Origin of the sequence: Methylobacterium endophyticum, from assembly GCF_050591105.1 — a bacterium.
Lineage (GTDB): Bacteria > Pseudomonadota > Alphaproteobacteria > Rhizobiales > Beijerinckiaceae > Methylobacterium.
Map to the genome: position 1 here is coordinate 1 of NZ_JBNHES010000007.1, position 26904 is coordinate 26904.

The 26904-nt window shown below is 72.0% G+C and carries 24 protein-coding genes; 11 read left to right on the forward strand and 13 right to left on the reverse strand.

Annotated elements, in window-relative coordinates; all coding sequences use genetic code 11:
• From ACP56T_RS09855 to ACP56T_RS09865, 3 genes are all read right to left on the reverse strand, one after another.
• The coding region (locus ACP56T_RS09855) for a transposase family protein (RefSeq protein WP_430911974.1) at positions 1-201 on the reverse strand (201 nt) is incomplete at its 3' end.
• A 137-nt stretch (positions 202-338) separates the two neighbouring features.
• Positions 339-1781: a M48 family metalloprotease gene (locus tag ACP56T_RS09860; RefSeq protein ID WP_430911975.1), complete on the reverse strand. Its 1443-nt coding sequence runs from the start codon at positions 1779-1781 to the stop codon at positions 339-341.
• 74 nt (positions 1782-1855) lie between these two features.
• Entirely contained in the window at positions 1856-2740 is an 885-nt protein-coding gene (locus ACP56T_RS09865; RefSeq protein WP_430911976.1) for a hypothetical protein, read from the reverse strand.
• 737 nt (positions 2741-3477) lie between these two features.
• Here ACP56T_RS09865 and ACP56T_RS09870 point away from each other — a divergent pair.
• On the forward strand, positions 3478-4224 hold the full coding sequence (locus ACP56T_RS09870; protein ID WP_430911977.1) for a YebC/PmpR family DNA-binding transcriptional regulator: 747 nt from the start codon (positions 3478-3480) through the stop codon (positions 4222-4224).
• 50 nt (positions 4225-4274) lie between these two features.
• Here ACP56T_RS09870 and ACP56T_RS09875 read toward each other — a convergent pair whose 3' ends face one another.
• The 3 genes from ACP56T_RS09875 to ACP56T_RS09885 form a co-directional block, all read right to left on the reverse strand.
• Positions 4275-4976, reverse strand: a complete 702-nt coding sequence (locus ACP56T_RS09875; RefSeq protein ID WP_430911978.1) for a hypothetical protein — start codon at positions 4974-4976, stop codon at positions 4275-4277.
• Between the two features lie 171 nt (positions 4977-5147).
• Positions 5148-6548 (reverse strand): ATP-binding protein, encoded by a 1401-nt coding sequence (locus tag ACP56T_RS09880; RefSeq protein WP_430911979.1) that lies wholly within the window; start codon positions 6546-6548, stop codon positions 5148-5150.
• Positions 6545-7264, reverse strand: a complete 720-nt coding sequence (locus ACP56T_RS09885; protein ID WP_430911980.1) for a response regulator — start codon at positions 7262-7264, stop codon at positions 6545-6547. Before ACP56T_RS09885 ends, ACP56T_RS09880 begins: the two co-directional genes overlap by 4 nt.
• 275 nt (positions 7265-7539) lie before the next feature.
• On the opposite strand from ACP56T_RS09885, the gene ACP56T_RS09890 reads away from it, so the two are divergent.
• The 5 genes from ACP56T_RS09890 (at position 7540) to ACP56T_RS09910 (ending at position 10872) form a co-directional block, all read left to right on the forward strand.
• On the forward strand, positions 7540-7824 hold the full coding sequence (locus ACP56T_RS09890) for an accessory factor UbiK family protein (RefSeq protein ID WP_430911981.1): 285 nt from the start codon (positions 7540-7542) through the stop codon (positions 7822-7824).
• A gap of 324 nt (positions 7825-8148) precedes the next feature.
• Complete coding sequence (locus ACP56T_RS09895; RefSeq protein WP_430911982.1) at positions 8149-8658, forward strand: type III secretion system chaperone family protein; 510 nt, start codon at positions 8149-8151, stop codon at positions 8656-8658.
• A 4-nt stretch (positions 8659-8662) separates the two neighbouring features.
• The gene (proC, locus tag ACP56T_RS09900) at positions 8663-9493 is read left to right on the forward strand and encodes a pyrroline-5-carboxylate reductase (protein ID WP_430911983.1); all 831 of its coding nucleotides are present in this window, start codon (positions 8663-8665) and stop codon (positions 9491-9493) included.
• Positions 9494-9579: 86 nt separating this feature from the next.
• A complete protein-coding gene (locus ACP56T_RS09905) occupies positions 9580-10299 on the forward strand; it encodes a TetR/AcrR family transcriptional regulator (RefSeq protein WP_430911984.1) in 720 nt (239 codons plus the stop codon).
• A 12-nt stretch (positions 10300-10311) separates the two neighbouring features.
• Positions 10312-10872, forward strand: coding sequence for a cytochrome b (locus ACP56T_RS09910; protein ID WP_430911985.1), 561 nt, complete (start codon positions 10312-10314; stop codon positions 10870-10872).
• Positions 10873-10879: 7 nt separating this feature from the next.
• Here ACP56T_RS09910 and ACP56T_RS09915 read toward each other — a convergent pair whose 3' ends face one another.
• Positions 10880-11824, reverse strand: a complete 945-nt coding sequence (locus tag ACP56T_RS09915; protein WP_430911986.1) for an AprI/Inh family metalloprotease inhibitor — start codon at positions 11822-11824, stop codon at positions 10880-10882.
• Between the two features lie 262 nt (positions 11825-12086).
• On the opposite strand from ACP56T_RS09915, the gene leuC reads away from it, so the two are divergent.
• A complete protein-coding gene (gene leuC / locus ACP56T_RS09920; protein ID WP_430911987.1) occupies positions 12087-13499 on the forward strand; it encodes a 3-isopropylmalate dehydratase large subunit in 1413 nt (470 codons plus the stop codon).
• 9 nt (positions 13500-13508) lie between these two features.
• Here the strand turns inward: leuC and ACP56T_RS09925 are convergent, their stop codons facing one another.
• Positions 13509-13838, reverse strand: coding sequence for a TfoX/Sxy family protein (locus ACP56T_RS09925; RefSeq protein WP_430911988.1), 330 nt, complete (start codon positions 13836-13838; stop codon positions 13509-13511).
• 173 nt (positions 13839-14011) lie between these two features.
• Here ACP56T_RS09925 and ACP56T_RS09930 point away from each other — a divergent pair, with 173 nt between their 5' ends.
• Complete coding sequence (locus ACP56T_RS09930) at positions 14012-16435, forward strand: MASE4 domain-containing protein (RefSeq protein WP_430911989.1); 2424 nt, start codon at positions 14012-14014, stop codon at positions 16433-16435.
• A 69-nt stretch (positions 16436-16504) separates the two neighbouring features.
• On the opposite strand, the gene ACP56T_RS09935 is transcribed toward ACP56T_RS09930, so the two are convergent.
• The 3 genes from ACP56T_RS09935 to dctP are packed head-to-tail and all read right to left on the reverse strand — an operon-like array spanning position 16505 to position 19550.
• Complete coding sequence (locus ACP56T_RS09935; RefSeq protein ID WP_430911990.1) at positions 16505-17857, reverse strand: TRAP transporter large permease; 1353 nt, start codon at positions 17855-17857, stop codon at positions 16505-16507.
• A complete protein-coding gene (locus ACP56T_RS09940; RefSeq protein ID WP_430911991.1) occupies positions 17854-18531 on the reverse strand; it encodes a TRAP transporter small permease in 678 nt (225 codons plus the stop codon). The genes ACP56T_RS09935 and ACP56T_RS09940 overlap by 4 nt, the downstream gene beginning before the upstream one ends.
• Entirely contained in the window at positions 18528-19550 is a 1023-nt protein-coding gene (gene dctP, locus ACP56T_RS09945) for a TRAP transporter substrate-binding protein DctP (protein WP_430911992.1), read from the reverse strand. Before dctP ends, ACP56T_RS09940 begins: the two co-directional genes overlap by 4 nt.
• Before the next feature lie 183 nt (positions 19551-19733).
• On the opposite strand from dctP, the gene ACP56T_RS09950 reads away from it, so the two are divergent.
• Complete coding sequence (locus tag ACP56T_RS09950; protein WP_430911993.1) at positions 19734-20390, forward strand: GntR family transcriptional regulator; 657 nt, start codon at positions 19734-19736, stop codon at positions 20388-20390.
• Positions 20391-20397: 7 nt separating this feature from the next.
• Here ACP56T_RS09950 and ACP56T_RS09955 read toward each other — a convergent pair whose 3' ends face one another.
• Both ACP56T_RS09955 and ACP56T_RS09960 read right to left on the reverse strand, forming a co-directional pair.
• Positions 20398-21081, reverse strand: coding sequence for a GntR family transcriptional regulator (locus ACP56T_RS09955; protein WP_430911994.1), 684 nt, complete (start codon positions 21079-21081; stop codon positions 20398-20400).
• Positions 21082-21141: 60 nt separating this feature from the next.
• A complete protein-coding gene (locus tag ACP56T_RS09960; RefSeq protein WP_430911995.1) occupies positions 21142-24132 on the reverse strand; it encodes an FAD-binding and (Fe-S)-binding domain-containing protein in 2991 nt (996 codons plus the stop codon).
• A gap of 203 nt (positions 24133-24335) precedes the next feature.
• On the opposite strand from ACP56T_RS09960, the gene ACP56T_RS09965 reads away from it, so the two are divergent.
• Both ACP56T_RS09965 and ACP56T_RS09970 read left to right on the forward strand, forming a co-directional pair.
• Positions 24336-25382, forward strand: coding sequence for a threonine aldolase family protein (locus ACP56T_RS09965; RefSeq protein ID WP_430911996.1), 1047 nt, complete (start codon positions 24336-24338; stop codon positions 25380-25382).
• Positions 25383-25412: 30 nt separating this feature from the next.
• Entirely contained in the window at positions 25413-26903 is a 1491-nt protein-coding gene (locus tag ACP56T_RS09970) for a carboxypeptidase M32 (protein WP_430911997.1), read from the forward strand.
• The last annotated feature ends 1 nt before the right edge of the window (position 26904 follow it).

Below are 26904 nucleotides of genomic sequence, written 5' to 3' on the forward strand. Positions count from 1 at the left end.
GCTGGGCGTGCCGTGGCGCAGGGCCAGCACTTCGCGGAACTCCGCCTCGTGGGCGGAGGCGAAGTCGGCGATCTCGACGCAGGTCTTCTCGCCGCACACCAGCCCGCACAGAGCCAGGAACAGCAACTCCCCCAAGTCGTGGCGGGCCGTGAAGTCACGCGGATCGCGCACTTCACGCAGGATGACGAGCAGATCCTCCACCACAGCCAGGCCCCTCACAGAGAAAAGCTTGGTCAGAATCGATCAAACTCAAAAACGCAACGCCAACGATACTCATATGCGATTCCCCTGCCGCAGAGGGGGAGGGAAGAGCATCGGGCTCTTCGACGCCGCGAAAACTACTCGCTGACGATCTTGTAGCGCTCGCCGATCTTGAGCGACGCGCCGCGTTCCAGACCGTTGAGCACGAGGAAGCGCTCCAGCGCCTTGTCCGGCACCGCCATGCGGCGGGCGAGCTCGTCGGCGGCGGCGCTCTCCGCCGTCACCACCTCGATCCGCAAGGGGCGCAGGGAGCGCGCCTCCTCCGGCGTCACCGCCGAGAGGCTCGCCGTCCAGCGCCGGAAGGCGGGATCGGGATCGACGGCGCCCTTGGCCGCCATGATCATGCGGAAGGTCGCGTCGCCGACGCGGATGGCGGCGAGCCGGAAGGTCCAGTCCTTCCCGCGCGACAGGGCGACCGCCGCCGGGTGCCCGCCGATGGGGCGCGTCTCGACCGAGTTCGTCTCGATGGCGTCGTTCCAGGTGGCTTTCAGCACGTCGCCGAGCTCCTGGCCGTCCTTGGCTTCCACCTGATCGAACAGCAGGCGCCGGCTACCCTCGTTGGTGGTGCCGAGCACAGCGTTGCGGGTGTTCTCGATGGAGAAGGCGTCGGGCACCTCGAAGGCGATGCCGAGGCCCGGATGGATGAAGCGGCGCCCGCGCACGGCGCCTTCCGCCGGGTTGTCGCCATAGGCGATGCCGTCCACCGCCGCGAGGTAGCGCGCCCGGTCGTCGGCGCCGAGGCCCGGCGCGCCGATGAGACGCGCCGCGCGGGTGACGAGGGCGATGCGCTCGCCCGTCGCGGGATGGGTGGCGAGCATGTCGGGCTCGGCCTGGCCGCCGCCGGACTTGAGCGCGGAGGTGCGGTTGAGGGCGGTCAGGAAGCGGGCCGCGCCGAACGGGTCGTAGCCGGCACGCGCCAGGGTCTTCACCCCGGCCGCGTCCGCCTCGAACTCCTGCTCGCGCGAGAACTTGGCCAGCGCGAAGCGGGACTGGCTCTGCAACTGCATGCCGGTGGCCGGATCGTTCAACACGTCGGCCACCACCTTGCTGACGAGCTGGGCGCGCAGCTCCAGCTCGGTGCGGGCGTTGGCGTGGGCGAGCGTCACATGGGCGATCTCGTGGGCGAGCACCGCCGCCATCTCGGAGGTGTCGGCGGCGAGCGCGACGAGGCCGCGCGTGGCGTAGAGCCGCCCGTTCGGCAGCGCGAAGGCATTGACCACGGGCGAGTCGAGAAGCGTCACGGCATAGGTCTGGTCCGGCCGCTCGCCGGCCTTGACCAGCTTGTCCGTGACCTCGGTGAGGAGCCGCAGCGTCGCCGGCGCCCTGTACTCGCCCCCGAAGGCTGCGACGAGCTTGGCATGGTCGGCATCCGAGCCGCGCTCGCGGGCGGTGGTGGTGCGCGGGGCCTCCGGCGGCACCGTCACCGCCGCCGGCACGATCACCGAGCCCGTGCGGTCGCCCGCGCAGCCGGCGAGCCCGAGCAGCGCGGCGGCCAGCGCGGGCAGCACCGCGCGCGGCATCGCATGCGGCGATCGGCGCCCCGCGCCCCGCCGATCCCCCTCGCGGCCGATGAAAAGCTCCCTGCCCATCCCGATCAGCGCCGCGGCGCCCGCTCCCCTTCCGCTTCCCCGCCCTCCGGCGCCGCCCGGACGCCCGCGGGGTCCCTGTCGTCCAGAACCTGAATCGCCTCCGCGCTGGCGATGTCGAGGGTCGGCCCGCGCCGGATCTCGACGATGCCGCGCGCGCGCACGGTTCGGCCTGTCAGCCCGGCGGCAGTCAAACCACGTTCCAGCAAACGACGCCAAGTGCGTTTCGACACGATGACGGTCAGCCCGTCCTCGCCCCGTCGCGCGAAGTCGAGATAGATGCGCGCGCGCCGCTCTCCGACATGCAGCAGCCGCCCCGAGACGACGGTGAAGCGGCCGGCCCGCCCCCGCAGCGCCGGCCCGTCGCCGGCGGCGGCGACCGGCTCCGCCCAGACGCCGGTTCCGGCGGCTCTCGGGGCGTCCTCGAGGGAGAGCAGCGTCGGGCGGCAGAGCACGTCGCCCTCGTCGGCTTCCGCGAAGGCGAGCCCCGCCGCGACGAGCCCTTCCGCGAGGTCGGCCTCCGCCGCGCCGTCCCCGCCCGAGAGCCGCGCGTCGATGCGCCGGCGCCCCCAGCGGTCCGGCTCGCCGCGCGCCGTCACGACGAGGGGCCGCCCCCGGAACTCCGCCAGGAAGCGATAGGCCGCCGCCGCCATCGCGGGCTCGTCGGGCCAGCGGACCGAGCCGAGCACGGCCTTGCCGCCCGAGGAAAGCCGCATCTCGCCGCGCGCCCCGACCGAGGCGATGGAATCGCCCGTCGGCGGGGCGGTCCGGCATTCCGCCGGTCCGGGCGCCGGGGCCGCCAAGGCGGGCCATGCCGCGACTGCCAGGACGGCCGCCGACACCATCCGGCGGGCGCCGCGCGAAGATCTCGCCCCGATCGGACCCGTCGACACGGCCGCTTCTCCCGCTTCGCCCCCCGCATCATGCCGGACATCGGGGGCGGATTCTGCCCCGCCGCGCCGCTTGCCGGCGGGCCGCGACCGGAAGACCACAGCGCGTCGCCGATCCTGTTGGCCTTCGCCTGCGCGCGGTGCTAGGAACGGCGCCGGTCAGTCTCCGTAGCTCAGCTGGACAGAGCACAGGTTTCCTAAAAGACGTGAATTGGGCGCCGCGACCGGGAAACCGCGCGGCGGATCCGCTCAAATTCGGGGAACGCTCCCGGCGCCGCGAGGCGCCCTGCCGATCCCGAGCCAAGCCCGTCCGGCCACGGACGGGAAGGTGTAGAGACTAGACGGGCGGCACCTAAAGGCCCTCTGCCGGAGAGCCCAGGGTGAAGGGATAGTCCAGGCCACGAACGCTCCGCATGCGGGGCGGCGGCGAAAGCCGAAGTGGTATGAAACCTGGGGTCGCAGGTTCGAGCCCTGCCGGGGACGCCATCATTCATGGTCGAGGGGGCTGCCTCCCCTTCGCCGGGCGCGGGAACAGGACCGCGCCGCCGAGGACTCCCATGAGCGCGGCGAGAGCCCATCCGAGCCGGCGCGGCCGGTTGCGTCGGCTCGCCATCGTTCCTCCTCGCGCGTTTCCTCGAAAAAGCTTCAACGTCCCGCGTGCGGTCCGCGTTGCCTCGCGGGCGGGCGGCGGCCTATAACCCGCTCCCTCCCGACGCCTTTTTAGCGACCGATCGCACGCCATGGCCGGCCATTCCCAGTTCAAGAACATCATGCACCGCAAGGGCCGGGTGGACGCCGTCCGCTCGAAGCTCTTCGGCAAGCTCGCCCGCGAGATCACGGTCGCGGCCAAGCTCGGCACCCCCGATCCGGCGATGAACCCGCGCCTGCGCGCGGCGGTGCTCGCGGCGCGGGCCGAGAACATGCCCAAGGACAACATCGAGCGCGCCATCAAGAAGGCGACCGGCGGCGAGGGCGAGAACTACGAGGAGATCCGCTACGAGGGCTACGGCCCCGGCGGCGCGGCGCTGATCGTCGAGGCGCAGACCGACAATCGCAACCGCACGGCCTCCGACGTGCGCTCGGCCTTCACCAAGTCCGGCGGGAGCCTCGCCGAGACCGGCGCCGTCGCCTTCCTATTCGACCGCGTCGGCGTCATCGCCTACCCGGCCGCCGTGGCGAATGACGACGCGATGCTGGAGGCCGCCATCGAGGCCGGCGCCGACGACGTGCGCTCCGACGAGGAGGGCCACGAGGTCACTTGCGCGCAGGACGCCTTCGGCGAGGTCTCGAAGGCGCTGGAGGCCCGCTTCGGCGAGCCGAGCCGCACGGGGCTGGTCTGGAAGGCCCAGAACACCATCGACGTCGACGACGAGACCGGCGAGAAGCTGGTGCGGCTGGTCGAGGTGATCGAGGATCAGGACGACGTCCAGAACGTCTATGTCAACTTCGCCCTCTCCGAGGCGTTGATGGCGAAGCTCGACGCCTGACCTGAGCGGGGCCTCCGCGGGCGGTTTTCGCCCCGCGGAGATCGCCGATGTCAGCTCTTGAAATCGAACAGCAGCGCCGAACTCTGCTGGCCGTAGGCGTTGCTGGAGCCGCTGCCGGTGTAGCCGGCGGCGCTCGACTGGCTCGCCTGCACCTGCGCGATGAAGCTTTTCAGCAGGTCGCTCACCGAATCCGTGCCGGAATCGCTCGACGCGGAACTCGTCGCCGAGGATGAGCCGTCGGCGGCATCGTCGCTCGGCGGCGGTCCGGGCGGCGGCCCCCTGTGGCCGTGGCCGACGCGGCCCGTGCCGCCGCCCGAACCCGTCGCGTCGATGCCGAAGCCGTCCTGATCGTCGCCGCCGGACTGCTGGCCCTGCTGCTGGCCGGGGCCTTGCGCGGAAAAGATCTGCTTCAGGGTGTCGGCCTGGGCGCTGGTGAGCGTGCCGCTCGTGACCTGATCGGCGATCAGGCCGTCGATGCGGTCCTTGATCTTGGACGGGTCGAGGCGGCTGTCCGAGCCCGAGGAGGCGGGGGTCGCCGAGGACGAGCTCTGCGCCGAGGCGCGGTCGGCCGACAGGCTCGAATCGATGGAATCGAGGGCGCTCGTCAGCGCGGTGGCGTCGGTGGCGCTGATCTGGCCGGAGGCGGCCTCAGACTGGATGGCGTCGGAGACGCGGGTCTTGCCGCCGGAGGGCGGCGGCGGTCTCTGGGCGGCGAAGAGCTGGGACAGGTTGGTGCTGGAGATCGAGGTCATCGAACGGCTCAGGGCTCGGGGTCGGCCGGCTGCGCCCGGCGGCGGGTCCGCTGACGAGTGAGCGTCGATCGTGGTTAAGCGCGGGTTTCCGGCCCGGTGCCCCTCGGTATCGCCGCGTTGCGGAACGGGCGCCGGAAACGTTCGGATACCGAATTCCCGGCGCGCGCGGCGCTATTCCGCCGCCTGAGCCAGCGCCGGGGCGTCCTCGCCCGGCTGCGGCGGCGTCCCCTGCGCCGCGAGCGGCAGCTCGATGCGGGCGCGCAGGCCCCCTTCCGGCCGGTTCGAGAGCAGCAGGCGGCCGTGATGCGCCTCCACGATGGCGAGCACGATGGAGAGCCCGAGCCCGAAGCCGCTGGCGCCGTTGAGGTTGCGCGCCCGGTCGCCGCGCACGAAGGGCTGGAGCATCACCTCGCGCTCCTCCTCCGGGATGCCGGGGCCGGAATCGCAGACCTCCACGAAGACCGTGCGCGGGCCAGCGCTCATGGTCAGCTCGGCGCGGCCGCCGTACTTGACGGCGTTGTCGACGAGGTTCGTCACCGCCCGCTGCAACTCGTCCGGCCGGCCCCGCACCAGGATGTGCCGGCTCTCGCCCACGCGCACGTCCGCGCCCATGTCGACGAAGCCGTCGCAGACCGTCTGCACCACGGAGGCGAGGTCGAACAGCGTGGTGCCGCCGGAGGCCCCCCCCTGGCCGTCGCGCACGAAGGAGAGGGCCGCCTCGACCAGCGCGTTCATCTGGTCGAGGTCGCGTAGCGTCAGGGTGCGGACATGTTCGTCCTCGATGAACTCGGCCCGCAGGCGCAGCCGCGTGATCGGCGTGCGCAGGTCGTGGCTGATGGCGGCGAGCATCTGGGTGCGGTCGTCGATGAGCCGGCGGACGCGCTCGCGCATCCGGTCGAGGGCGCGGGAGACGGCGAGCACCTCCTTCGGGCCGCGCCGGGGGGGCGCCACCGGATCGCTCCGCGTGCCGAACGCTTCCGCCGAGCGGGCGAGCCGGGCGAGCGGCGCCGTCAGGGCGCGGGCGGCCCACATGGTGAGCAGCGACAGGGTCAGGCCCAGGAACACCACCGAGAAGAGGATGGCGCCCTGGCGCGGCGGCCCGAGGAACTCGTCGGGCAGGCTCGCCTGGAGGGAGGCGCCGCGCGGCGAGGTCACGCCGATGCGCAGGTGGCTCGCGCTCTCGGCGAGGTTGGTGACGGTGATCGGCCGGCCGGCGCCGTCGCGCATGCGCTGGACCACCGGATGGTCCGACAGGTCCGCCGGGACGGGAGCGCCGCTGCCGTCCCAGGCGGCGATGTGCAGGAACGGCAGGGCGGCGGCGGCGTGGCGCAGCAGCGCGGGGCGCTCCTCGGGCGGGGCCTCGTCGAGGAGGCGGACGATCACGGCGAGACGGTTGGCGGCGACCCCCGGATGATCGTCCGGCCGCCAGGGCTCGCGCAGCAGCACGAAGGCGATGGTCGCCACCGCGTGCGCCACCACGATGGCCGCGACGACGAGCAGCGCGATCTGGCCGGCGATGCTGCGCGGGCGCAGCCGGGCGAAGAGCGCGGCGAGGAAGCGGGGCCGACTCACGAGCGCGTCACCTCCGGCGTGAACAGGTAGCCGCCGGACCGGATCGTACGGATGATCTCGGGGTTGCGCGAGTCCCGCTCGATCTTCTGGCGGATCCGGCTGATGAGCACGTCGATGCTGCGCTCGAAGGGGCCGGCGGCGCGGCCCTGCGTGAGGTCGAGGAGCTGGTCGCGCGAGAGCACCCGGCCCGGCCGCAGGCAGAGCGCGTGGAGCAGGTCGAACTCCGCCCCCGTCACCGCGATGCGCGCCCCCTCGGGGCTGAGCACCTGCCGCAGGGACACGTCCAGCGTCCAGCCGACGAAGTGGAGCCGGCGCGCGCCCTCGTCCCCCGGAGGCTCGGCGGACGCGCGCCGCAGCACCGCCCGGATGCGGGCGAGCAGCTCGCGCGGGTTGAAGGGCTTGGCGAGATAGTCGTCCGCGCCGAGCTCGAGCCCGACGATGCGGTCGATCTCCTCGGATTTCGCCGTCAGCATCAGGATCGGGATGGAGGAGGCCGAGCGCAGGCGCCGGCACAGGCTCAATCCGTCCTCGCCCGGCAGCATCAGGTCGAGCACGATGAGGTCGACGGAGGCGTCGGAGAGGACGCGGTCCATCTCGCGGCCGTCGCCCGCGAGGCTGACCCGGCAGTCGTTGGCGCGCAGGTAGCGGGCCACGAGGCTCGAGATCTCGCGGTCGTCCTCGACGAGCAGGATGTGGGGGGTCGGAGAGGTGGTCATCGGCGGTTTCGCGTGAGGGACGCGATCCTTATGCCCGTTCGCGCGCAGGCGTCGAAGGGCGTTCCCGAAGGGGATTTGTAAGGCTGTGTTTCCGCTCCGCGCCCGGAAACCTCCCGCAATCCCTTGCGGGGAGGTGCCTTCGGCCGGCGCGGCATGTGGATGAGGCGCCGGGCGGCCCCGCCGCCGGGCCGTCACGCATTGCCCTGGACTCCGCCGATTCCTATGTCGGCACGCATGGGCCCGCATGACGGCGCGCCCCGCCATCGGAGTGCATCATGCCGCCCTCGAACCGCATCCTCGACGAGTTCGCCCGCATCGTGACCGACGCGGCCGGCGCCGCGCAGGGCGTGCGGCGCGAGGCCGGCACCCTGGTCAAGGGACAGGTCGAGCGCGTGATCCGCGATCTCGACGTCGCCACCCGCGAGGAGGTCGAGGTGCTGCGCGACCTCGTGGCGGCGCTGCGCGCCCAGAACGAGGCGCTCGCCGTCCGCGTCGCCGCGCTGGAGGCGAAGGCGGGGACGCAGGCCGGGCCGGCGGCCGGCGCCACCGAGATCGCCTGAGGCGTTTTCGGGGCGTTTCGCGCCTCCTCGGCGGGCCGAGGCGGGCGCGAAGAGGCTGTTTGTGCACAGGAAGCCGCGAGTCCCGTGCGTTTTCTTGTTCACCGGAGCGAAGGAACGCTTTGAACCGCGAGTCCTGCGCGGTTTATAGTCGGTGAGGCACTGATTCGTCTCACCCCCGGTGGAGCCGGCAACACCTAAGCTTTCCCGTCGAGACGCCGAACCTTTCCGGGGCGGCCCTGTCCTTGATGCGGGGCGCTGCGACGCCGCGTTTACTGCTTATCCCAATCAAGCTTCGGGCCGCATGGCCCGCGAGCCCGGAATCCCATGACCCAGTTGCACGTCGACATCGAAGTTCACGACCGGCCGGAGCATCCGCTCGACGTGGTGGAGCGCCTCGCCTCCCTGCGCGACTGGATCTTCGACCGCGCCGAAACCGACGAGATGTCGGTGGAGGTGGCCGGGCGCTGGGCGGACTACCACGTCGCCTTCACCTGGATCGAGGACGTGGAGGCCCTGCACGTCGCCTGCGCCTTCGACATCAAGGTGCCGGAGCGTCGCCGCCCGGAAGTGCTCAAGCTCGTCTCGATGATCAACGAGCAGCTCTGGATCGGCCATTTCGACCTGTGGTCGACGGACAGCGTGGTGATGTTCCGCCATTCGCTCGTGCTCGCGGGGGGCGCCGTGCCCACCGCGCCGCAATGCGCGATGATGCTGAAATCCGCCGTCGAGGCCTGCGAGCGCTACTATCAGGGCTTCCAGTTCGTGCTCTGGGCCGGCAAGCCCGCCCGAGAGGCCATGGACGCGGTGCTGTTCGAGACCGAGGGCGAGGCCTGAGCCGGTGACGGGGAGCGGGACGCCGGGCCGCCTGCCCGGATCGCTGACCCTCGTCGGCGCGGGCAAGATGGGCGGCGCCATGCTCTCGGGCTGGCTCGCCGGCGGGCTCGACCCCGCCCGGACCGTGATCCTCGATCCGGCGCCCTCGCCCGAGATCGCCGCCCTCTGCGCGGCCCGCGGCATCCGGCTGAACCCGAAGGCGGCCCCCGTCTCCGACGCCCTCGTGCTGGCGATCAAGCCGCAGGGGCTGGACGCCGCCGCCGGGGCGCTGGCCCCGCTCGCCGGGCCCGAGACCCTCGTCGTCTCGATCCTGGCGGGAAAGACCGTCGCCGACCTGCGCCGTCGGCTTCCGCAAGCCCGCGCCGTGGTGCGCGCCATGCCGAACCTCCCCGCCAGCATCGGGCGCGGGGCCACGGGCGCCGTCGCCAGCCCCGAGACGACGCCGAACCAGCGCGCCTCGGCCGATGCCCTGCTCGCCGCCGCCGGGCTCGTCGAATGGCTCGACGACGAGGCGCTCATCGACGCGCTCACCGCCGTCTCCGGCTCGGGGCCGGCCTATGTCTTCCTGCTGGCCGAGGCGCTCGCAGAGGCTGGCGTCGCGGCGGGGCTTCCCGCCGAGATGGCGGCCCGGCTGGCGCGCTCCACCGTGGCGGGGGCCGGCGCGCTCCTCGACGCCAGCCCGATCGAGGCGGGGCAGCTGCGCCGCGACGTGACCTCGCCCGGCGGCACCACGGCGGCGGCGCTCGCCGTGCTCATGCGCGAAGGGGGGCTGCCGGACCTCCTCGAGGAGGCCGTCGCCGCCGCCGCCGCCCGCGCCGCCGCCCTCTCGGGCTAAGCGGACGGGCTGCCGGATCGCGGGCGAGGCCCTACATGGGAGGCGGCGGGATACGCCTCACCCCGGACCACGGAGCTCGAAGCGCCATGACGCGTCCCACGGACGAGACCACCGGCACGGCCGCCCCTGCGGAGACCCCGAAGGCCCATCCCCGCGAGGCGGCGGTGGAGGCGCTCATGCGGCTCGCCGCCGAGCAGCCCTGGAACGACATCGAGGTCGGCGACATCGCCCGCGAGGCGAACCTGAGCCTGGCGGACCTGCGCGACCTCTTTCCCTCGAAGGGCGCCGTGCTCGGCGGCCTCGCCCGGATGCTCGACCGCAAGGTGCTGGAGGGCGACACGTCCGACCTCGCCGACGAGCCCACCCGCGAGCGCCTGTTCGACGTGCTGATGCGGCGCCTCGACGCCATGGCACCCTACAAGCCGGCGCTCCGGCGCATCGCCTTCGCGATGAAGGGCGACCCGCTCTCGATGCTGGCCCTGAACGGCGTGGCGCTGAACTCGCACCGCTACATGCTCGCCGCGGCCGGCATCGACACCGAGGGCCCCCTCGGACGGCTGAAGCTCCAGGGCTCGGTGGTGGCCTTCGCGCGCGTGGTCGAGACCTGGCTCGACGACGACGATCCGGCGCTCGCCCGTACCATGGCGCGGCTCGACAAGGAGATCCGCAAGGGCGAGAACGTGATGGAGCGGGCCGACGACCTGCGCCGCCTCACCGCGCCGCTGCGCGCCCTCGGCAGGGCCGCCCTGGAGCGCCGTCCCCGTCGCGAGCGCCGCGACGAGGGCGATTCCGCAGCTGTGCTCTGAGGAAAGGCGCCGATGCTCCTCCCGACCGCCCTTCCCGTCGAGCGCCGCTACGGCGCCGTCGCCCAAGCGCTGCACTGGATCACCGCCGCGCTCGTCGCCGCCGTCCTGCCGCTCGCCTGGGTCGCGGCGAGCCTCGCGCGCGACGCGCCGGCCAAGGGCACCTACTTCACGCTCCACAAATCGGTGGGGATCACCATCTTCGCGCTGGTGGTCGGGCGCATCGTCTGGCGGATGCTGCGCCCGGCGCCCCCCGATCCGGCGACGCCTCGCGGCCTCGCGCTTCTGGCACGCGTCAACCACTGGCTGCTCTACGCGATCTTCCTGATCATGCCGGTGAGCGGCTACCTGCTCTCCGCCTTCCGGGGCCGCGCGACGCCGTATTTCTGGCTGTTCGACATTCCCGGACTGCCCAAGAACGACGCGCTGCACGAGGTCTTCGAGAGCGTCCATCTCGTCGGGCAATGGGCAGTCTACGCGCTGGTGATCCTGCATGTCGCCGGCACCGTCTGGCACGTCGCCATCCGCAAGGACGGCGTGCACGAGCGCATGCTGCCGGCGCAGGCGCCCCGTTAAAGGCGGTTCAGGGTTCGATCCGGCGCAGCACGAAGGTCGTGCCGGTCTCGGGCTCGCGCCGCCAGGCCCCCTCGCCCATGGGGACGAGCTCGACCGTGTGGCCGCGCCGGGCGTTGAGCGTCAGGCGGCCCTTCGCGAAGCTCCAGGATACGGGGTCGAACACCGCGAGCCCGCTGTCGCGGCAGCCCTCCAGGATCCGCGCCGGGGCGGGGGCGGCCCCGGCGGCGAGGTCGATCCGGCAGACGTCCTTCTCGCGGTAGCGGTCGAGGGCGTAGACCCCCGGCCGGCCCGGCATCGGCCCGGCCTCCTTCGGCGAGGCCGCCGGGGGCACGGTCCCCGTCGTCGCCCCGTCGAGGGGCGGCGCGGTGGGCGCGTCGAATTCCGGGGTGGACCTCAACGCGGCGGAGTCGGGGGCAGCGGCGTCGGGAGCGGCGGCCTCTCCGGCGGGCTTCGGCGGCGCCATCGCCACGATATCGAGGGGCACGAGGCTGTAGGTCTCGCCGGTCTGGGCCAGGGCGAGCAGGCTGCGCTGGTCGGGCCGGCGGCCGAACATCAGGATCGGGCGCAGGTCCTTGTCCACGAGGCGCAGCCCCGCGTCGGTGAAGAGCCAGCCGGCGACGGCGCCGAGGATCGGCAGGGCGCGGCGGCAGCCGGCCGGGTAGCGCAGGCGGCGCCCGGCGGGGCCGGATTCCTCGGCCAGCGTCATCACGCAGCGCCGGAGCGAGCCGTCGCGCGACAGGTCCCAGGTGCCCGGCACCCCCGAGACGGTCTTCGGCAGGCTCGGGACGAAGAGCGCCTCCGTCGCGGGCGGGAGCGGGGCGGCCGCGTCCTGCGCGCCGGCCGGGCCTGTCGCGGCGCCGAGCGCCAGCGCGAGAAGGGCACCGGCGGTCCGTCCCGTCCGAGCGGACGGACGCGGCAGGGAGCGGCACGCGGGCAGGTGGGAACTGGACACGATGACGACGGCTCCCTGTCCGACCGGAAACGGCCCCGCCGGAAGCGGTTCCGGGGGGATGCCGGCGGCGGCGGATCATGGTCGCCGGCTCGCCGGGCGGCAAGCGCCTCGGGCGTCGCGGATGCGGCCTCGGGAAGACCCGCGCCGCGAGGCGCCCGCGCCGCCGCCACTTCCGAAATGGCGCCGCCGCCATTACTAAAGGGTCACGCCCTTCACTTCCGGCGGCGACTCCGATCGCCCGGCATCGCAGAAAACCGAACCCATGACGGCCCCGCGCACCCTCTACGACAAGATCTGGGACGACCATGTCGTCGACGTCGAGCCGGACGGCTCCACGCTCCTCTATATCGACCGCCACCTCGTCCACGAGGTCACGAGCCCGCAGGCCTTCGAGGGCCTGCGCGTGGCCGGCCGCACGGTGCGCCATCCCGAGAAGACCCTCGCCGTCGTCGATCACAACGTGCAGACCTCGGACCGCTCCAAGGGCATCGAGGACCCGGACAGCCGCGTCCAGCTGGAGACGCTGGCCCAGAACGTGCGCGACTTCGGCATCGAGTTCTACGACGCCCTCGACCGGCGCCAGGGCATCGTCCACATCATCGGGCCGGAGCAGGGCTTCACCCTGCCGGGCCAGACCATCGTCTGCGGCGACAGCCACACCTCGACGCACGGCGCCTTCGGGGCGCTGGCGCACGGCATCGGCACCTCGGAGGTCGAGCACGTCCTCGCCACCCAGACGCTGCTCCAGCGCAAGGCGAGGAACATGCGCGTGACCGTCGACGGCCGTTTGCCGGCCGGCGTCAGCGCCAAGGACATCGTGCTCGCGATCATCGGCGAGATCGGCACGGCGGGCGGCACCGGCCACGTCATCGAGTACGCGGGCGAGGCCATCCGCTCCCTCTCGATGGAGGGGCGCATGACCGTCTGCAACATGTCCATCGAGGGCGGCGCGCGCGCCGGTTTGGTGGCACCGGACGAGACCACCTACGCCTATGTGAAGGACCGTCCGAAGGCGCCGAAGGGGGCGGCCTTCGACGCGGCGCGGCGCTACTGGGAGAGCCTGCCCACCGACGAGGGCGCCCATTTCGACCGCGAGATCCGGCTCGATGCCGCCAACCTCCCGCCGCTGGTGAGCTGGGGCACGAGCCCCGAGGACGTGGTCTCGGTGGCGGGCAGCGTGCCCGATCCGGCGGGGATCGCCGACGAGAACGTGCGCCAGTCGAAGGAGCAGGCCCTCGCCTATATGGGCCTGACGCCGGGCATGCGGATGACCGACATCGCGCTGGACCGGGTCTTCATCGGCTCCTGCACCAACGGGCGCATCGAGGACCTGCGGATCGTCGCCAGGATGGTCGAGGGCCGCAAGGTCCATGACGGCGTCTCCGCCATGGTGGTGCCGGGCTCCGGCCTCGTGAAGGCGCAGGCCGAGGCGGAAGGGCTCGACCGCATCCTCAAGGCCGCCGGGTTCGACTGGCGCGAGCCGGGCTGCTCCATGTGCCTCGGCATGAACCCGGACAAGCTGCGGCCGCAGGAGCGCTGCGCCTCCACCTCGAACCGCAATTTCGAGGGCCGCCAGGGGCCGCGCGGGCGCACCCATCTGGTGTCCCCGGCGATGGCGGCGGCGGCGGCGGTCGCCGGCCGCTTCGTCGACATCCGCGAGTGGCCGCAGGGCTGAGCCCGGCGCTCATTTCGGCGGCAGGGAGCCGGCGAAGGCGAGGGCGGCGGCGATGAGCCGCTCCCGCAGGGCGTCGTCGCCGAAGGCGTCGGCGGTGGCGCGCACCCAGCCGCGCATCGCCCGTTCGCCGGAGGTCATCACGGCGATGCCCGGCAGCGCCAGGGCCCAGCCGTCGCGGTCCCGGCCGAGTCTCGCCAGCATCCCGTCGTCGCGCGCGCCGCAGACCAGATGGCCGTGGAGGAGCCAGGCGCGGCCGCCGAACATCGTCGTCTCGACGATGCCGGGCATCCCGTCCAGGCGCTCCCGGATCAGCTCCTCCAGCCCCCTGTCGCGCGCCATGCCGATCTCCCTTCTCGCCGGGAGGATGCCGGAGGGTGCCGTGACTGCAAGTCGAGACCGTCTGGCTTTCGCCGCGTAGCCCCTATCGCCGCCTGCCACCGGTGATAGACTCGCGCGCGGTATTTCCGAGTTGCGCGCCCAGCGCGTCGCGTAGATGGCCCGAGCCGCATCGCATGCACGACGTCGAGCCCGCGCCGGTCCTGCCGACCCTCGCCACCGCCTGCGCCACGCCCGTGCAGCGCCGTTTCGCGGTCTTCGTCTGCGCGCTGTTCTCCGCCGCCACCCTCGCGCTGCTGCCCGTGGCGAGCCGGCCGATGCCGCCGATGCCGGGCTTCGTGCCGGTCTACCAGTCGGCGCTGCTGACGGTCTACGCCGTCACGACCTGCCTGCTCTTCACGCAATATCGGCGCACGCGCTCGGCGGGCCTGCTGATGCTCGGCGCCGGCAGCCTCGCCACGGCGCTGATCGTGCTGGCGCAGCTTTTGTCCTTCCCGAACGGGCTGGCGCCGGGGCGCATCCTCGGCAGCGGGCCCGAGACGACGATCTGGCTGTGGGTGCTCTGGCATGTGGCGCCGCCGCTCTTCGCGCTGCCCTATGCGATCATGGAGGGCGGCGGCCGCAGCCGGCTCGTGCCTTCCGCCTCCGTGACGGCGGCGGAGGGCCTGTCGATCCTGGCGACGGCGGCGGCCGTGGGCCTGCTGACCTTCGGCGTCTCCGGCTACGCCCATCTCCTGCCGAAGGCGGTGGAGGGCGACGACTACTGGCTGCTGACCACCTCCGGGATCGGGCCGGCTGTGGTCGCGCTCACCGTGCTGGCGCTCGTCACGCTCTGCTGGACCACCCGCCTGCGCACGGTGCTCCAGCTCTGGCTGGCGGTGGCGCTGTTCCTGCTCGTGCTCGACAACCTCGTCACCCTGCCCGGCGCCGCGCGCGGCACGGTGGGCTGGTTCGCCGGGAGGCTGGAGGCGCTGATCGCCGGCATCGTGCTGCTCGGCGTCTATCTGCGCGAGGTCGATTTCCTCTACGGTCATGCGGAGCGGACCGCCGTCGCCACCGAGCGCCAGCGGGCCGAGCTTCAGCGCGCCCGCGACAACCTCGCCATCGCGCTGGACGCGTCCTGCATGGGGGATTGGGAGCTCGACCTCGCCACCGGCGTCTCGCGCCGCTCCCCGCGCCACGACCGGATCTTCGGCTACGACACCCTCCAGCCCCGCTGGGGCGTCGCGGAGTTCCGCGCGCATGTGCTGCCCGAGGACAGGCCGTCCGTCGACACCGCCTTGAAGGAGGCGCTGGAGCAGGGGGCGTTCGAGGCGGAGTTCCGCATCCGGCGGGCCGGCGACGACGCCCTCCGCTGGGTGGCGGTCCGCGGCAAGGCCCATCGCGACGCGGCCGGCGAGCCGCTGAGCCTCGCCGGCATCGTGATGGACACCACGGACCGGCGGCAGGCCCAGGAGCGCGCCGCCCAGGCCCAGAAGATGGAGGCCATCGGCCAGCTCACGGGCGGCGTGGCGCACGACTTCAACAACCTGCTCACCATCGTGGTGGGCAATCTCGACATGATCATGCGCCGGCCCGAGGACAGGGGGCGGGTCGAGCGGCTGGCGGGTTCCGCGATGACGGCGGCGCGGCGCGGCGCCGAGGTGACGGAGAAGCTGCTCTCCTTCTCGCGCCGGCAGGTGCTGCGGCCCGAGACCGTCAACCCCAACCGCCTGCTCACGGATTTCCGCACCCTGCTGCGCCGCGCGGTCGGCGAGACCGTTTCGGTGGAGTTCGACCTCGATCCGGCCCTCGATCCCGTCCGGCTCGATCCGGGCCAGTTCGAGAGCGCCGTGCTCAACCTCGCCGTCAACGCGCGCGACGCCATGCCGGGGGGCGGCACGCTCGCCATCGCCACCGCCAATGTCGTCGTGCCCGATCCCGAGCGGCCGGCCCCGCCCGAGCTCGCGCCCGGCGCCTATGTGCTCGTCTGCGTGAGCGATACCGGCGTCGGCATGGACGCGCAGACGGCGGCGCAGGCCTTCGAGCCGTTCTTCACCACCAAGGACGTCGGCAAGGGCACCGGGCTCGGCCTCAGCCAGGTCTACGGCTTCGCCAAGCAGGGCGGCGGCCATGTCGCCCTCGCCAGCGCGCCGGGGCGAGGCACGACGATCCGCATCTACCTGCCGCGCTCCTCCGAGCGGGCGGCGGAGGTCCGGCCCGAGGGCGGCATGCCCCTGCGCCGCGCGTCGGACGGCGAGGTCGTGCTCGTGGTGGAGGACGAGCCGGGGGTGCTCGAGATGGCCGTCGAGAGCCTGGCCGAGCTCGGCTACCGCACCCTGACCGCGACCCACGCCGTCGCCGCCCTGGACCGGCTCAAGGGCCCCGAGCGCATCGACATCCTGTTCTCCGACGTGGTCATGCCCGGCGGCACCAACGGCGTGCAGCTCGCCGTGGAGGCGCGGCGCCACCGGCCGGGCCTGCGGGTGCTACTGACTTCGGGCTATACCGGCTCGGCGCTCGGCGAGCACGGCGTCCCGGCGGATCAGCCGCTGCTCAGCAAGCCCTATCTGCGCGAGGATCTGGCCGAGAAGCTGCGCGTGGTGATGGGCCGGCACTGAGCCGGCACCGCCCGCGAACGAAGAGGGGCGGCGCTCCCGCGCCGCCCCTTCGGTCCCGTTCCGTCCCGCCTACCGCGTCGTCGGCAGCAGCAGGTCCGGCAGCCACAGGGCGATGCCCGGCATGAGGCAGAGCAGCAGGATCGCCACCGCCATCAGCATCACGAAGGGCAGCGTGCCCCAGATGATGTCCTTGAGCGGAATGTCGGGCGCGATGTTCTTGATGACGAAGATGTTGAGGCCCACCGGCGGGTGGATCAGGCCCATCTCCATGGTGATGGTCATCACCACGCCGAACCAGACGAGGTCGAAGCCGGCGGCCTTCAAGGGCGGCAGGATGATCGGCGCCGTCATCAGGATGATCGAGACCGGCGGCAGGAAGAAGCCGAGCAGGATCACGAGCCCGAGGATCGTCACCAGCAGCACCCAGGGCGAGAGCTGCATCGCCACGATGGCCGAGGCCGCCGATTGCGAGATGTGCAGGTAGCTCATCACGTAGGCGTAGAGCAGCGACATGCCGATGATGAGCATCAGCATGGTCGACTCCCGCAGCGTCGCGGTGAGGATCGGGCTGATGCCGCTCGGCCGCCAGACCCCGTAGATCACCGCGATCAGCGCCAGCGCCAGCAGCCCGCCGAGGCCCGCCGTCTCGGAGGGCGTGGCGTAGCCGCCGTAGAGCGCCACCATCACGCCGGTGAGCAGGATGACGAAGGGCATCACCCGTGGCAGCGTCGAGAAGCGCTCGCGCATGCTGTAGGCATCCTCCTTGAGGATCGCCGACTGCGTGCCGGAGCGTTCGTAGGCGGCCTTGGCGGCGGCGTATTCCGAGCGGAACCGGAACATGGCCCAGCCGGCGAACAGCGCCACCAGCAGGAAGCCCGGCCCGATGCCCGCGAGGAACAGCCGCCCCAGCGACTGCTCGGCCGCCACCGCGTAGAGGATCATGGTGATCGAGGGCGGCAGCAGGATGCCGAGCGTGCCACCGGCCGCGATGATGCCGGCCGCGAAACCCGGCGAGTAGCCGCGCTTCCTCATCTCCGGGATGCCCGCCGAGCCGATGGCCGAGCAGGTGGCGGGCGAGGACCCCGCCATGGCCGCGAACAGCGCGCAGGCGAAGACGTTGGCGATGCCGAGCCCGCCGGGGATGCGGTGCATCCAGGCATGCATGGCCGAGTAGAGATCCTGGCCGGCCCGTGAGCGCCCGATCGCGGCGCCTTTCAGGATGAAGAGCGGGATCGAGAGCAGGGTGATCGAGGCCATCTCCTCGTAGACGTTCTGGGCCACCGTATCGAGGGAGGCGGCGGGCATGAACGCGAACATGAAGGCCAGCGCCACGAAGCCCAGCGCGAAGGCGATGGGGATGCCCGCGAGCATCGCCGAGAGCGTCGCCCCGGCATAGAGGAAGCCGATCGCGGCGGTGCTCATGAGCGGGGTCCCATCACGTCGGGGCCTTTCGGGGTCACGTCCGGGCGGCCGTGCATGTCTGCGTTCACGTCGGCGCCGACGCCGATCTTCGGCTTGTCGAAGCCGGCCGCCTTCGGGCCGTGGAGGACGGCTTCCGCGATCTGGAGGAGGAGCTGGAGCCCGAGCAGGCTCATGCCCGCCGCCATCAGCGCGTAGGGGATCCACAGCGGCGGCCCCCAGCTCGATTGCGAGACCTGCCCGTCGACCCAGGCTTCGTGGAAGAGCGACCAGCTCTTCCAGGCGAAGAACGTCACGAAGACGAAGCTGATCGCGTCCGCCATCAGCAGGCGGGCGCGGTTGACGCCCGGCGAGAGCAGCCCCGTCAGCGCCTCGATGGCGACGTGCCCGCGCTTCGACTGCACGGCGGCGGCCGAGAAGAAGGTCGCCCCGACGATGAGGAACACCGCCATCTCGTCCTGCCAGTCGGTGGGCTGGTGGAGCACGTAGCGCACCACCACGCTGTAGCTGAGCACCAGGCAGGCGCAGACCAGGGCCACGCCGCCCAGGAGCATGATGGCGTGGTTCAGGCCGCGCACGGCCCGGTCGATGCTCCCGAGGACGCCCGGCAGGCGGGTCGTCTCGGGGGGGCGGCCGGCATCCGCCGCCGCCGAGGCCGCGTCGAAGGCGTGGCTCACGCGGCCTGCTCGGCGAGCTTGAGGAGATCGGCGCAGGAGGCGCTCTTGTTGGCGAAGTCCTTCCAGGCGGTATCGCGGGCGATGTCGCGCCATTTGCCCAACGTCGCCTCGTCCATGGACTGGACCTTGGCGCCGGCCTTGCCGAAGACCTCCTCGACCTTGGTGTCGTCGGCCTTGGCGCCGGCCTGCCCGAAGGATTCGAGCTCCGCGCCGACGCTCATGATGAGATCCTGCTGGTCCTTCGGCAGGCCGGAGAAGACGATCTTCGACATCATGATCGGCTCGAGCATGAACCAGTAGGAGCGCTCGCGGCCCGAGGTCAGGGCCTTCGACAGCTCCTCCAGGCGGAACGAGATCAGGCTGGTGGAGGAGGTGATGACGGCATCGCACGCGCCCGTCTGCATGGCGGCATAGGATTCGTTCGAGGGGATCGAGAGGGTCGCGGCGCCCGCCTGCTTCATCATCAGGTCCATCTCGCGCGAGCCGCCGCGGACCTTCATGCCCTTGGCGTCGTCGGGAACGAGCAGGGGCCGCTCGCGGCTCGCGACGCCGCCCGCCTGCCAGACCCAGGAGACGAGCACGATGCCCTTGGAATCGAGGATCTCGGTGAGCTTCCGGCCGACCGGGGCGGCCTTCCAGGCGACGGCCTGCGCGTAGGACGTCACCAGCGCCGGCATCAGGCCGATGTTCAGCTCGGGCACCTCGCCGCCGGCATAGGGCGAGGGATAGAGCGACATGTCGAGCGCGCCCTTGCGCATGGCGCCGAACTGGGCGTTCGTCTTCATCAGCGACGAGCCCGGATAGACCTGCACCTCCATCGCGCCCTTCGAGCGCTCGGCGACGGCCGCCGCGAACTTGCGGCACATGCGGTCGCGGAAGTCGCCTTCCTCGATGGTGCCGCCGGGGAACTGGTGGGAGAGCTTCAGGGTGGTCGCGGCCCGCGCGCCGCCGAGGCCCAGGCCGAGGATGGCGGGGGCGGCGAGGCCCGTGGCGAGGAGGCTGCGTCGTGTCACAGGCATGGCGTCTCTCTCCCGTGTCCGCCGGTGCGGCGGTTATTGTGCAGTGCAATATTTTATACGCAATGCACTATCTGTTATGAAGAAAGCCAGTTCTTGTATATTTTGTCAACGCTCTTGCATAATTTTGCGTGAGGGAAGAGGTTTGCCGGGAACGGGCCGGCGCGAACGGCCGGGAGGACGGCCATGAACCACGCCAAGCGCCTCAAGCAGGCGATCGAGGACGAGATCGTCGAGGGGCGTCTCGCGCTCGGTTCGCGCCTCGACGAGGTGCAGCTCGCCGAGCGGTTCGGGGTGTCGCGCACGCCGATCCGGGAGGCGCTGATCCAGCTCGCCATGACCGGGCTCGTCGAGACCAAGCCCCGGCGCGGCGCCATCGTCAGCGCGCCGGAGCCGCAGCACCTGCTGGCGATGTTCGAGACCATGGCGGAGCTGGAGGCGGCCTGCGGACGGCTCGCGTCGCGCCGGCTCGTGGCGGAGGACGAGGCGGCGCTCAAGGCGGCGCTCGCCGCCTGCACCCTCGCCGCCGAAGACGAGGACCCGGAGCGCTACTACCAGGAGAACTATGTCTTCCACGCGGTGGTCTACCGGGCCTGCCGCAATCCCTTTCTGTGCGAACAGGCGCGCACCCTGCATCGGCGGCTCGCGCCCTATCGCCGGCTCCAGCTCAGGGCCCGGCACCGGCTCGGCCAGTCGCTCGCCGAGCACGCGGCGATCGTCGAGGCGATCCTGTCGGGGGACGAGCTGCGCGCGGCGGATGTGCTGCGCGCGCATGTGGTGGTGCAGGGCGACCGCTTCACCGACCTCGTGGCCAACCTGCGCTCGCTCAACGACGCGGCGTGAGGGTGCCTCACGCCTCGACGGCGGCGTCTCCGAAATTCTCGGCGATGACGGTCTTCTTGCCGCGGATGTGCTCGCGCATCAGGCGGGAGAGGGCGGCGCCGTCGCGGGCGTGCAGGAGCGCGATCATCTGCTCGTGCTCGGAGACGGCGCGGGCCCATTGCGCGGCGGTCTGGTGGGCGGTGTAGCGCGAGCGCTGGATGCGGCCGGACAGGCTCGTGTAGATGCCGGTCAGGGTCGTGTTGCGGGCCGCCGCCATCAGCGCCTCGTGGATGAGGCGGTTGAGCCGGAAATACTCCCCCTCGTCGCCCCGCTTGAAGGCGACGACCATCTCGTCGTGGTCGGCCTCGATGGTCGCGATCTCGGCGTCGCTGACGGTGCGGCAGGCGATGTCGGCGGCGGTCGCCTCCAGGCCGGCGATGACCTCGAGCATCTCCTCGATCTCGACCTGCGAGATGCTGGCGACGCGCGCCCCGCGATTCGGCAGCAGCTCCAGCAGCCCCTCGGTGGCGAGGATCTTGATCGCCTCGCGCAAGGGGGTGCGCGAGATGCCGAAGCGCTCGGTCAGCTCGCCCTCGTTGACGCGGGCCTTCGGCTCCATCTCGCCGGACTGGATCAGCTCGCGCATCCGGTCCGCGACCTCGTCGTGGAGGTAGCGCCGGTTGATGCCGAGGCCGGGCTCAATCTTGTTCATGTGTCAACGATGTCGAACGGCGGAAAAGCGATATCCTGCAACGTTTAGGCCCGAGCGTATTCAGTGTCGAGACGTCATGGCGCGATCGAGTGTTCTGGCCACATGTTCCGCCTCGCGGCCGAGCCCGTCATGGATCTGGTGGCGGCAGGAGGTGCCGTCGGCGACGACGAGATCGTCGGGACCGGCCTCGCGGAGCGCCGGAAACAGCGACAGCTCGGCCATGGCGAACGAGGCGTCGATGGTGGCGGCGCCGTAGCCGAAGGCGCCGGCCATGCCGCAGCAGCTCGACTCGATGACCCTGACGTCGAGGCCCGGCACCCGGCGCAGCACGCTCTCCACCGCCCCCATCGCGCCGAAGGACTTCTGGTGGCAATGGCCGTGCAGATGCGCCACCCGGCCGCCCTGGTCGGCGAGCGGCAGCGCGATGCGCCCCGCCGCGAGATCGGCCGCCAGCAGCTCCTCGAAGAGCAGGCTGCCGCCCGCCAGGATCGCGGCGTCCTCGCCAGGCAGCAGCGCGGCGAACTCGTCGCGGAAGGTGAGGAGGCAGGAGGGCTCCAGCCCTACGATCCGCGCGCCGGCCTTCACGAAGGGCACCAGCGCGTCGAGGGTGCGCCTGGCCTCGGCGCGGGCCCTGTCGGTCTGGCCGGAGGCGAGATAGGTCCGCCCGCAGCAGAGCGGACGCCGCCCGCTCGCCGGGAAGACCCGGTGCAGGCGGTAGCCGGCGGCGATCAGCACGCGCTCGGCCGCCTCCAGGTTCTCGCGCTCGAAAGCGCGGTTGAAGGTGTCGCCGAACAGGACGACGTCGCGCAGGTCGCCGGCGACGTCCTGCGGATGGGCCGGCTCGCCGGTCTCGGCCCAGGGCCGGCGCCAGCGCGGCAGGCTGCGCCGCGCCGAGAGCCCGGCCACCCGCTCGGACAGGCGCGCGAGGGCGGGGATGCGGTCGCGCAGGTTCAGGAGAGGCGCGAGCAGCGCCGCGACGCCAGCATAGCGCGGGAGTTCGCCGACGAGCCGCTCCTTCAGCGGCAGCCCGTGCCGCGCGTGGTAGTGGTGCAGGAACTCGATCTTCATCCGGGCCATGTCGACGCCGGTGGGGCATTCCCGCCGGCAGGCCTTGCAGGAGACGCACAGGTCGAGGGCGCGCTTCATCTCGTGGCCGGTGAAGGCGTCCTCGCCGAGCTGGCCGGAGAGGGCGAGCCGGAGCGCGTTCGCGCGGCCTCGGGTGAGATGCTGCTCGTCGCGCGTGGCGCGGTAGGAGGGGCACATGGCGCCGCCCGCGAGCTTCCGGCAGGTGCCGTTGTTGTTGCACATCTCGACGGCGCCGCCGAGCCCGCCCCAGTCCGACCAGTCGAGGGCGGTGGCCACGGGCGCCACCGCGTAATCCGGCTTGAAGCGGAACAGCGCGCGGTCGTCCATCCTCAGCGGGCGGACGATCTTGTTGGGATTCAGGTGGTTGTCGGGGTCGAACCCGTCCTTCACCGCCTCGAAGGCGCGGGTCAGCCGGGCCCCGAACAGCGGCTCCACGAATTCCGAGCGCGAGATGCCGTCGCCGTGCTCGCCGGAATAGGAGCCGTGATAGCGCCGCACCAGCTCCGAGGTCTCCTCGGCGATGGCGCGCATCCTGGTGACGTCGCCGCCGTCCTTCATGTTCAGGATCGGGCGGACATGCAGGCAGCCGACGGAGGCGTGCGCGTACCAGGTGCCGCGCGTGCCGTGCCGGGAAAACACCTCGGTGACGGCGTCTGTGTAGTCGGCGAGGTGTTCGAGGGGGACCGCGCAGTCCTCGATGAAGGAGATCGGCTTGGCGTCGCCCTTCATCGACATCATGATGTTGAGGCAGGCTTCCCGGACCTCCCAGACCGATCGCTGCCGGGCGGGCTCGACCACCTCCACCACCGCGTCGGGAAAGCCGTGATCGGCCATGCAGGCATCGAGGCGCTTGAGGTCCGCGTCGAGCGCGGCGCGGTCGTCGCCGGCGAACTCGGTGAGCAGCAGGCAGTTCGGGCGGCCACGGGTGATGTCGGCGAGGGTCGCGCGGAAGAGCGGGATGTCGGCGCCGAGCACCAGCACGTTGTTGTCGACGAGCTCCACCGCCACCGGGTTCAGCCCGACGATGTGGCGCGTCGTCTCCATGGCGTCGCGGAAGCTCGGGAAATGACACACGCCCATCACCCGGTGCGCCGGCAGGCGCGAGAGCCTCAAGGTCACGGAGGTGGTCGCGGCGAGCGTGCCCTCGGAGCCGACGAGGAGATGCGCGAGGTTCGGGCGCGGCTCGATCAGGCTGTCGAGATTGTAGCCGCCGACCCGGCGCTGCACCTTCGGATACATCCGCTCGATCTCGGCGCGTTCGGAGGCCGCGAGCGCCAGCATCCGCCGGGCGAGGTCTTCCGCGCGCGCGGAGCCGGTGGCGCCGCTGGCATCGTTGCCTGTCAGGCCGAAGCCGAAGGGCTCGCCGTCGTGGAACAGCGCCTCCATGGCGAGGACGTTGTCGCTCATCTTGCCGTAGCGCAGGGAGCGGGCGCCGCAGGAGTTGTTGCCGGCCATGCCGCCGATGGTGCAGCGGGTCGCCGTCGAGGGCTCGACGGGGAAGAACCAGCCATCGGCCTTCACGCGGCTGTTCAGCCGCTCCAGCACCATGCCCGGCGCGACGGTGACGGTGCCGCCCTCGGGATCGTAGGCGAGGACGTCGTTGAAGTGGCGCGAGCAGTCGACCACCAGACCCGAGCCGATGGGCTGGCCGTTCTGCGAGGTGCCGCCGCCGCGCATGATGACGGGCACCTCGTGCTCGGCGGCGATCGTCAGGGTCGCGGCGATGTCGGCGGCGGTCCTCGGCAGCACGACGCCGGCCGGCATGATCTGGTAGATCGAGGCGTCGGTGGCGTAGCGCCCACGCGTGAAGGCGTCGAAGCGAACCTCGCCCTGGAGGGCTTCCGCCAGCCGCCGGGGCAGACCCGCGGCCGCGCGTGCCGTGGCGCGCGGGCTGGCCTTGGGCGAGCCGGCCCCGGTCGCATCGGCTTTGGGCACGCCGCCCTCGGGCTGCGCTGTCGCTGCCATCGTGTCGTTCTCTCCCGAAGGCGCCGTGCCTCGTTGGACCCGTTCAAATTGAATGCATAATGCAAAATTCAATTGGAATGAAGGCGCTTTCGGCGCTTATAGACCGATGACGGCGGAAAGGCTCGCGGGACCGTGCCGGCGGCCCGGAGCCCGCGCGATCCGCACCGGCCAGTCCGTCCTCAGGCAAGGCGAGCGAGCGACCCGTGACCATCGATCTGTTCAGCGACACCCAGACCCGCCCGACGCCGGGCATGCGCGCGGCGATGGCGAGCGCGGTCGTCGGCGACGAGCAGTCGGATTCCGACCCGACCACGCTGGCGCTGTGCGAGCGCGTCGCGGCGCTGCTCGGCAAGGAGGCGGGGGTGTTCATGCCGTCGGGCACGATGTGCAACCTCACCTCCGTCCTGGTGCAGACGCGGGCCGGCGACGAGATCATCGTCGACGACCAGTCCCACATCTACAACACGGAAGCGGCCGGGGCGGCGGCCATCGGCGGCGTCTCGGTGGCGCCGCTGAAGACGCGGGCCGGCGTCTACACGCCCGAGCAGTTCGAGGCGGCGATCCGCGCCCCCGGACGCACGGCCCCGAAATCCGCCCTCGTCTCCGTCGAGCAGACGACGAGCTTCTCCGGCGGCTCGGTCTGGACGCTCGAGGACATGCGCCGCATCCGCGACATCGCCCATGCCAGGGGCATGAAGGCCCATATCGACGGGGCGCGGCTCCTCAACGCCGTCGTCGCCACGGACATCCCGGCCAAGGACTACGCGGAGGGGTTCGACAGCGTCTGGCTCGATCTCTCGAAGGGGCTCGGCTGCCCGGTCGGCGCGGTGCTCTGCGGGTCGAAGGATTTCGTGAGCCAAGCCTGGCAGTGGAAGTACCGGCTCGGCGGCGCCATGCGCCAGTCGGGGGTGCTCGCGGCCGCCGGGATCTACGCCCTCGACCATCATGTCGAGCAATTGCGCGCCGACAACGCCAACCTCAAGCGCATCCATGAGGCCATCGCCGACATCCCCGGCCTCGGCTTCGACGAGACGGCGGGGCAGTCGAACATCCTGTGCTTCACCGTGGCTGGCTTAGGAGTCACGGCGCCCGATTTCGCCGCCGCCTGCCTGACGCATGATGTCCGTATCCGCGCCATCGGCTCGGTGATCCGGGTGACGACCCATCTCGACGTCAGCGAGGCGGATTGCGTCCGCGCGGCGGAGGTGATCCGGGCGGTGGCCCTGGCCTTCGCCGGGAAGCGCGCGTAGCTCGGGCGGGACGCCTCACGGGAGAGCCGCATGGACGCCTACGCCGCCCTGGAACGCAGCTTCGCGCGCCTGCACGCCTTGCAGGACGCCTCCGGCATCCTCGGCTGGGACGCGCAGACGCTGATGCCCGAGGGCGCCGCCGACACCCGCGCCGACCAGCTCGCGGTGCTGAAGGGGCTCGCCCACGACATCCTCACGGCGCCCGAGACCGCCGACCGGATCGACGCGGCGGCGCGGGCCGGCGGGCTCGACGGCTGGCGGGCGGCGAACCTCGCCGAGATGCGCCGCGCCCATCTCCACGCTTGCGCCGTGCCGCGCGACCTCGTGGAGGCCGAGGCGCGCGCCACCTCCCGCTCGGAGATGACCTGGCGGCAGGCCCGGCGCGATAACGACTTCGCGCTGCTCGCCCCTGATCTCGCCGAGGTGCTGCGCCTGGAGCGCGAGATCGGGCAGGCCAAGGGCGAGGCGCTGGGGCTGTCCCCCTACGACGCGCTCCTCGACAGCTACGATCCGGGCCTGCGCGGGGACGCCATCGATCCGCTCTTCGCCGAATTGCGCGCGGTGCTGCCGGGGCTCGTCGCGCAGGCGCGCGACAGGCAGGCGGCCGAGCCGGCGCCGCTGCCCCTCGACGGGCCCTTTCCGGTGGAGACGCAGCGCGCGATCGGGCTCGCGCTGATGGAGGCGGTGGGCTTCGATTTCAGGCGCGGGCGGCTCGATGTCAGCCTGCACCCGTTCTGCGGGGGCGCCACGGACGATGTCCGCATCACCACCCGCTACGACGAGACGGACGTGCTGCGCGCGCTGATGGGCGTGCTGCACGAGACCGGCCACGCCCTCTACGAGCAGGGCCGCCCGGCCGCGTGGCGCAGCCAGCCGGTGGGATCGGCGCGCGGCATGAGCCTGCACGAGAGCCAGTCGCTCATCGTCGAGATGCAGGCCTGCCGCACGCCGGAATTCGCCGAATACCTCGCCCCGCTGCTGCGCGACGCCTTCGGGCGCGACGGCGCCGCCTGGAGCGCGCGGAACCTGCACCGCCTGCACACGCGGGTGGAGCCGGGCCTGATCCGGGTCGATGCCGACGAGGCGACCTATCCGGCCCATATCCTGCTGCGCTACGGCCTGGAGACGGCGATGATCGCGGGCGATCTTCAGGTCGCCGACCTGCCGGGCGCCTTCGACGAGGGCATGCGCGACCTGCTCGGCCTCGCCGTGCCGGAGGACCGCCTCGGCTGCCTCCAGGACATCCACTGGCCGAGCGGCGCCTTCGGCTATTTCCCGACCTATACGCTCGGCGCGGTCGCGGCGGCGCAGCTCTTCGCGGCGGCGACGGGGGCGGATGCCTGCATCCGGCCCGGACTGGCGCGGGGCGACTTCTCCGGCCTGCGCGGCTGGCTGCGCGCCAACGTGCACGAGAAGGGGAGCCGGCTCGATACCAACGCCCTGCTCGCGGAGGCGACAGGCGCCCCGCTCTCCGCCGGGCCGTATCTCGCGCATCTGAAGGCGCGCTACCTCGACGCCTGAG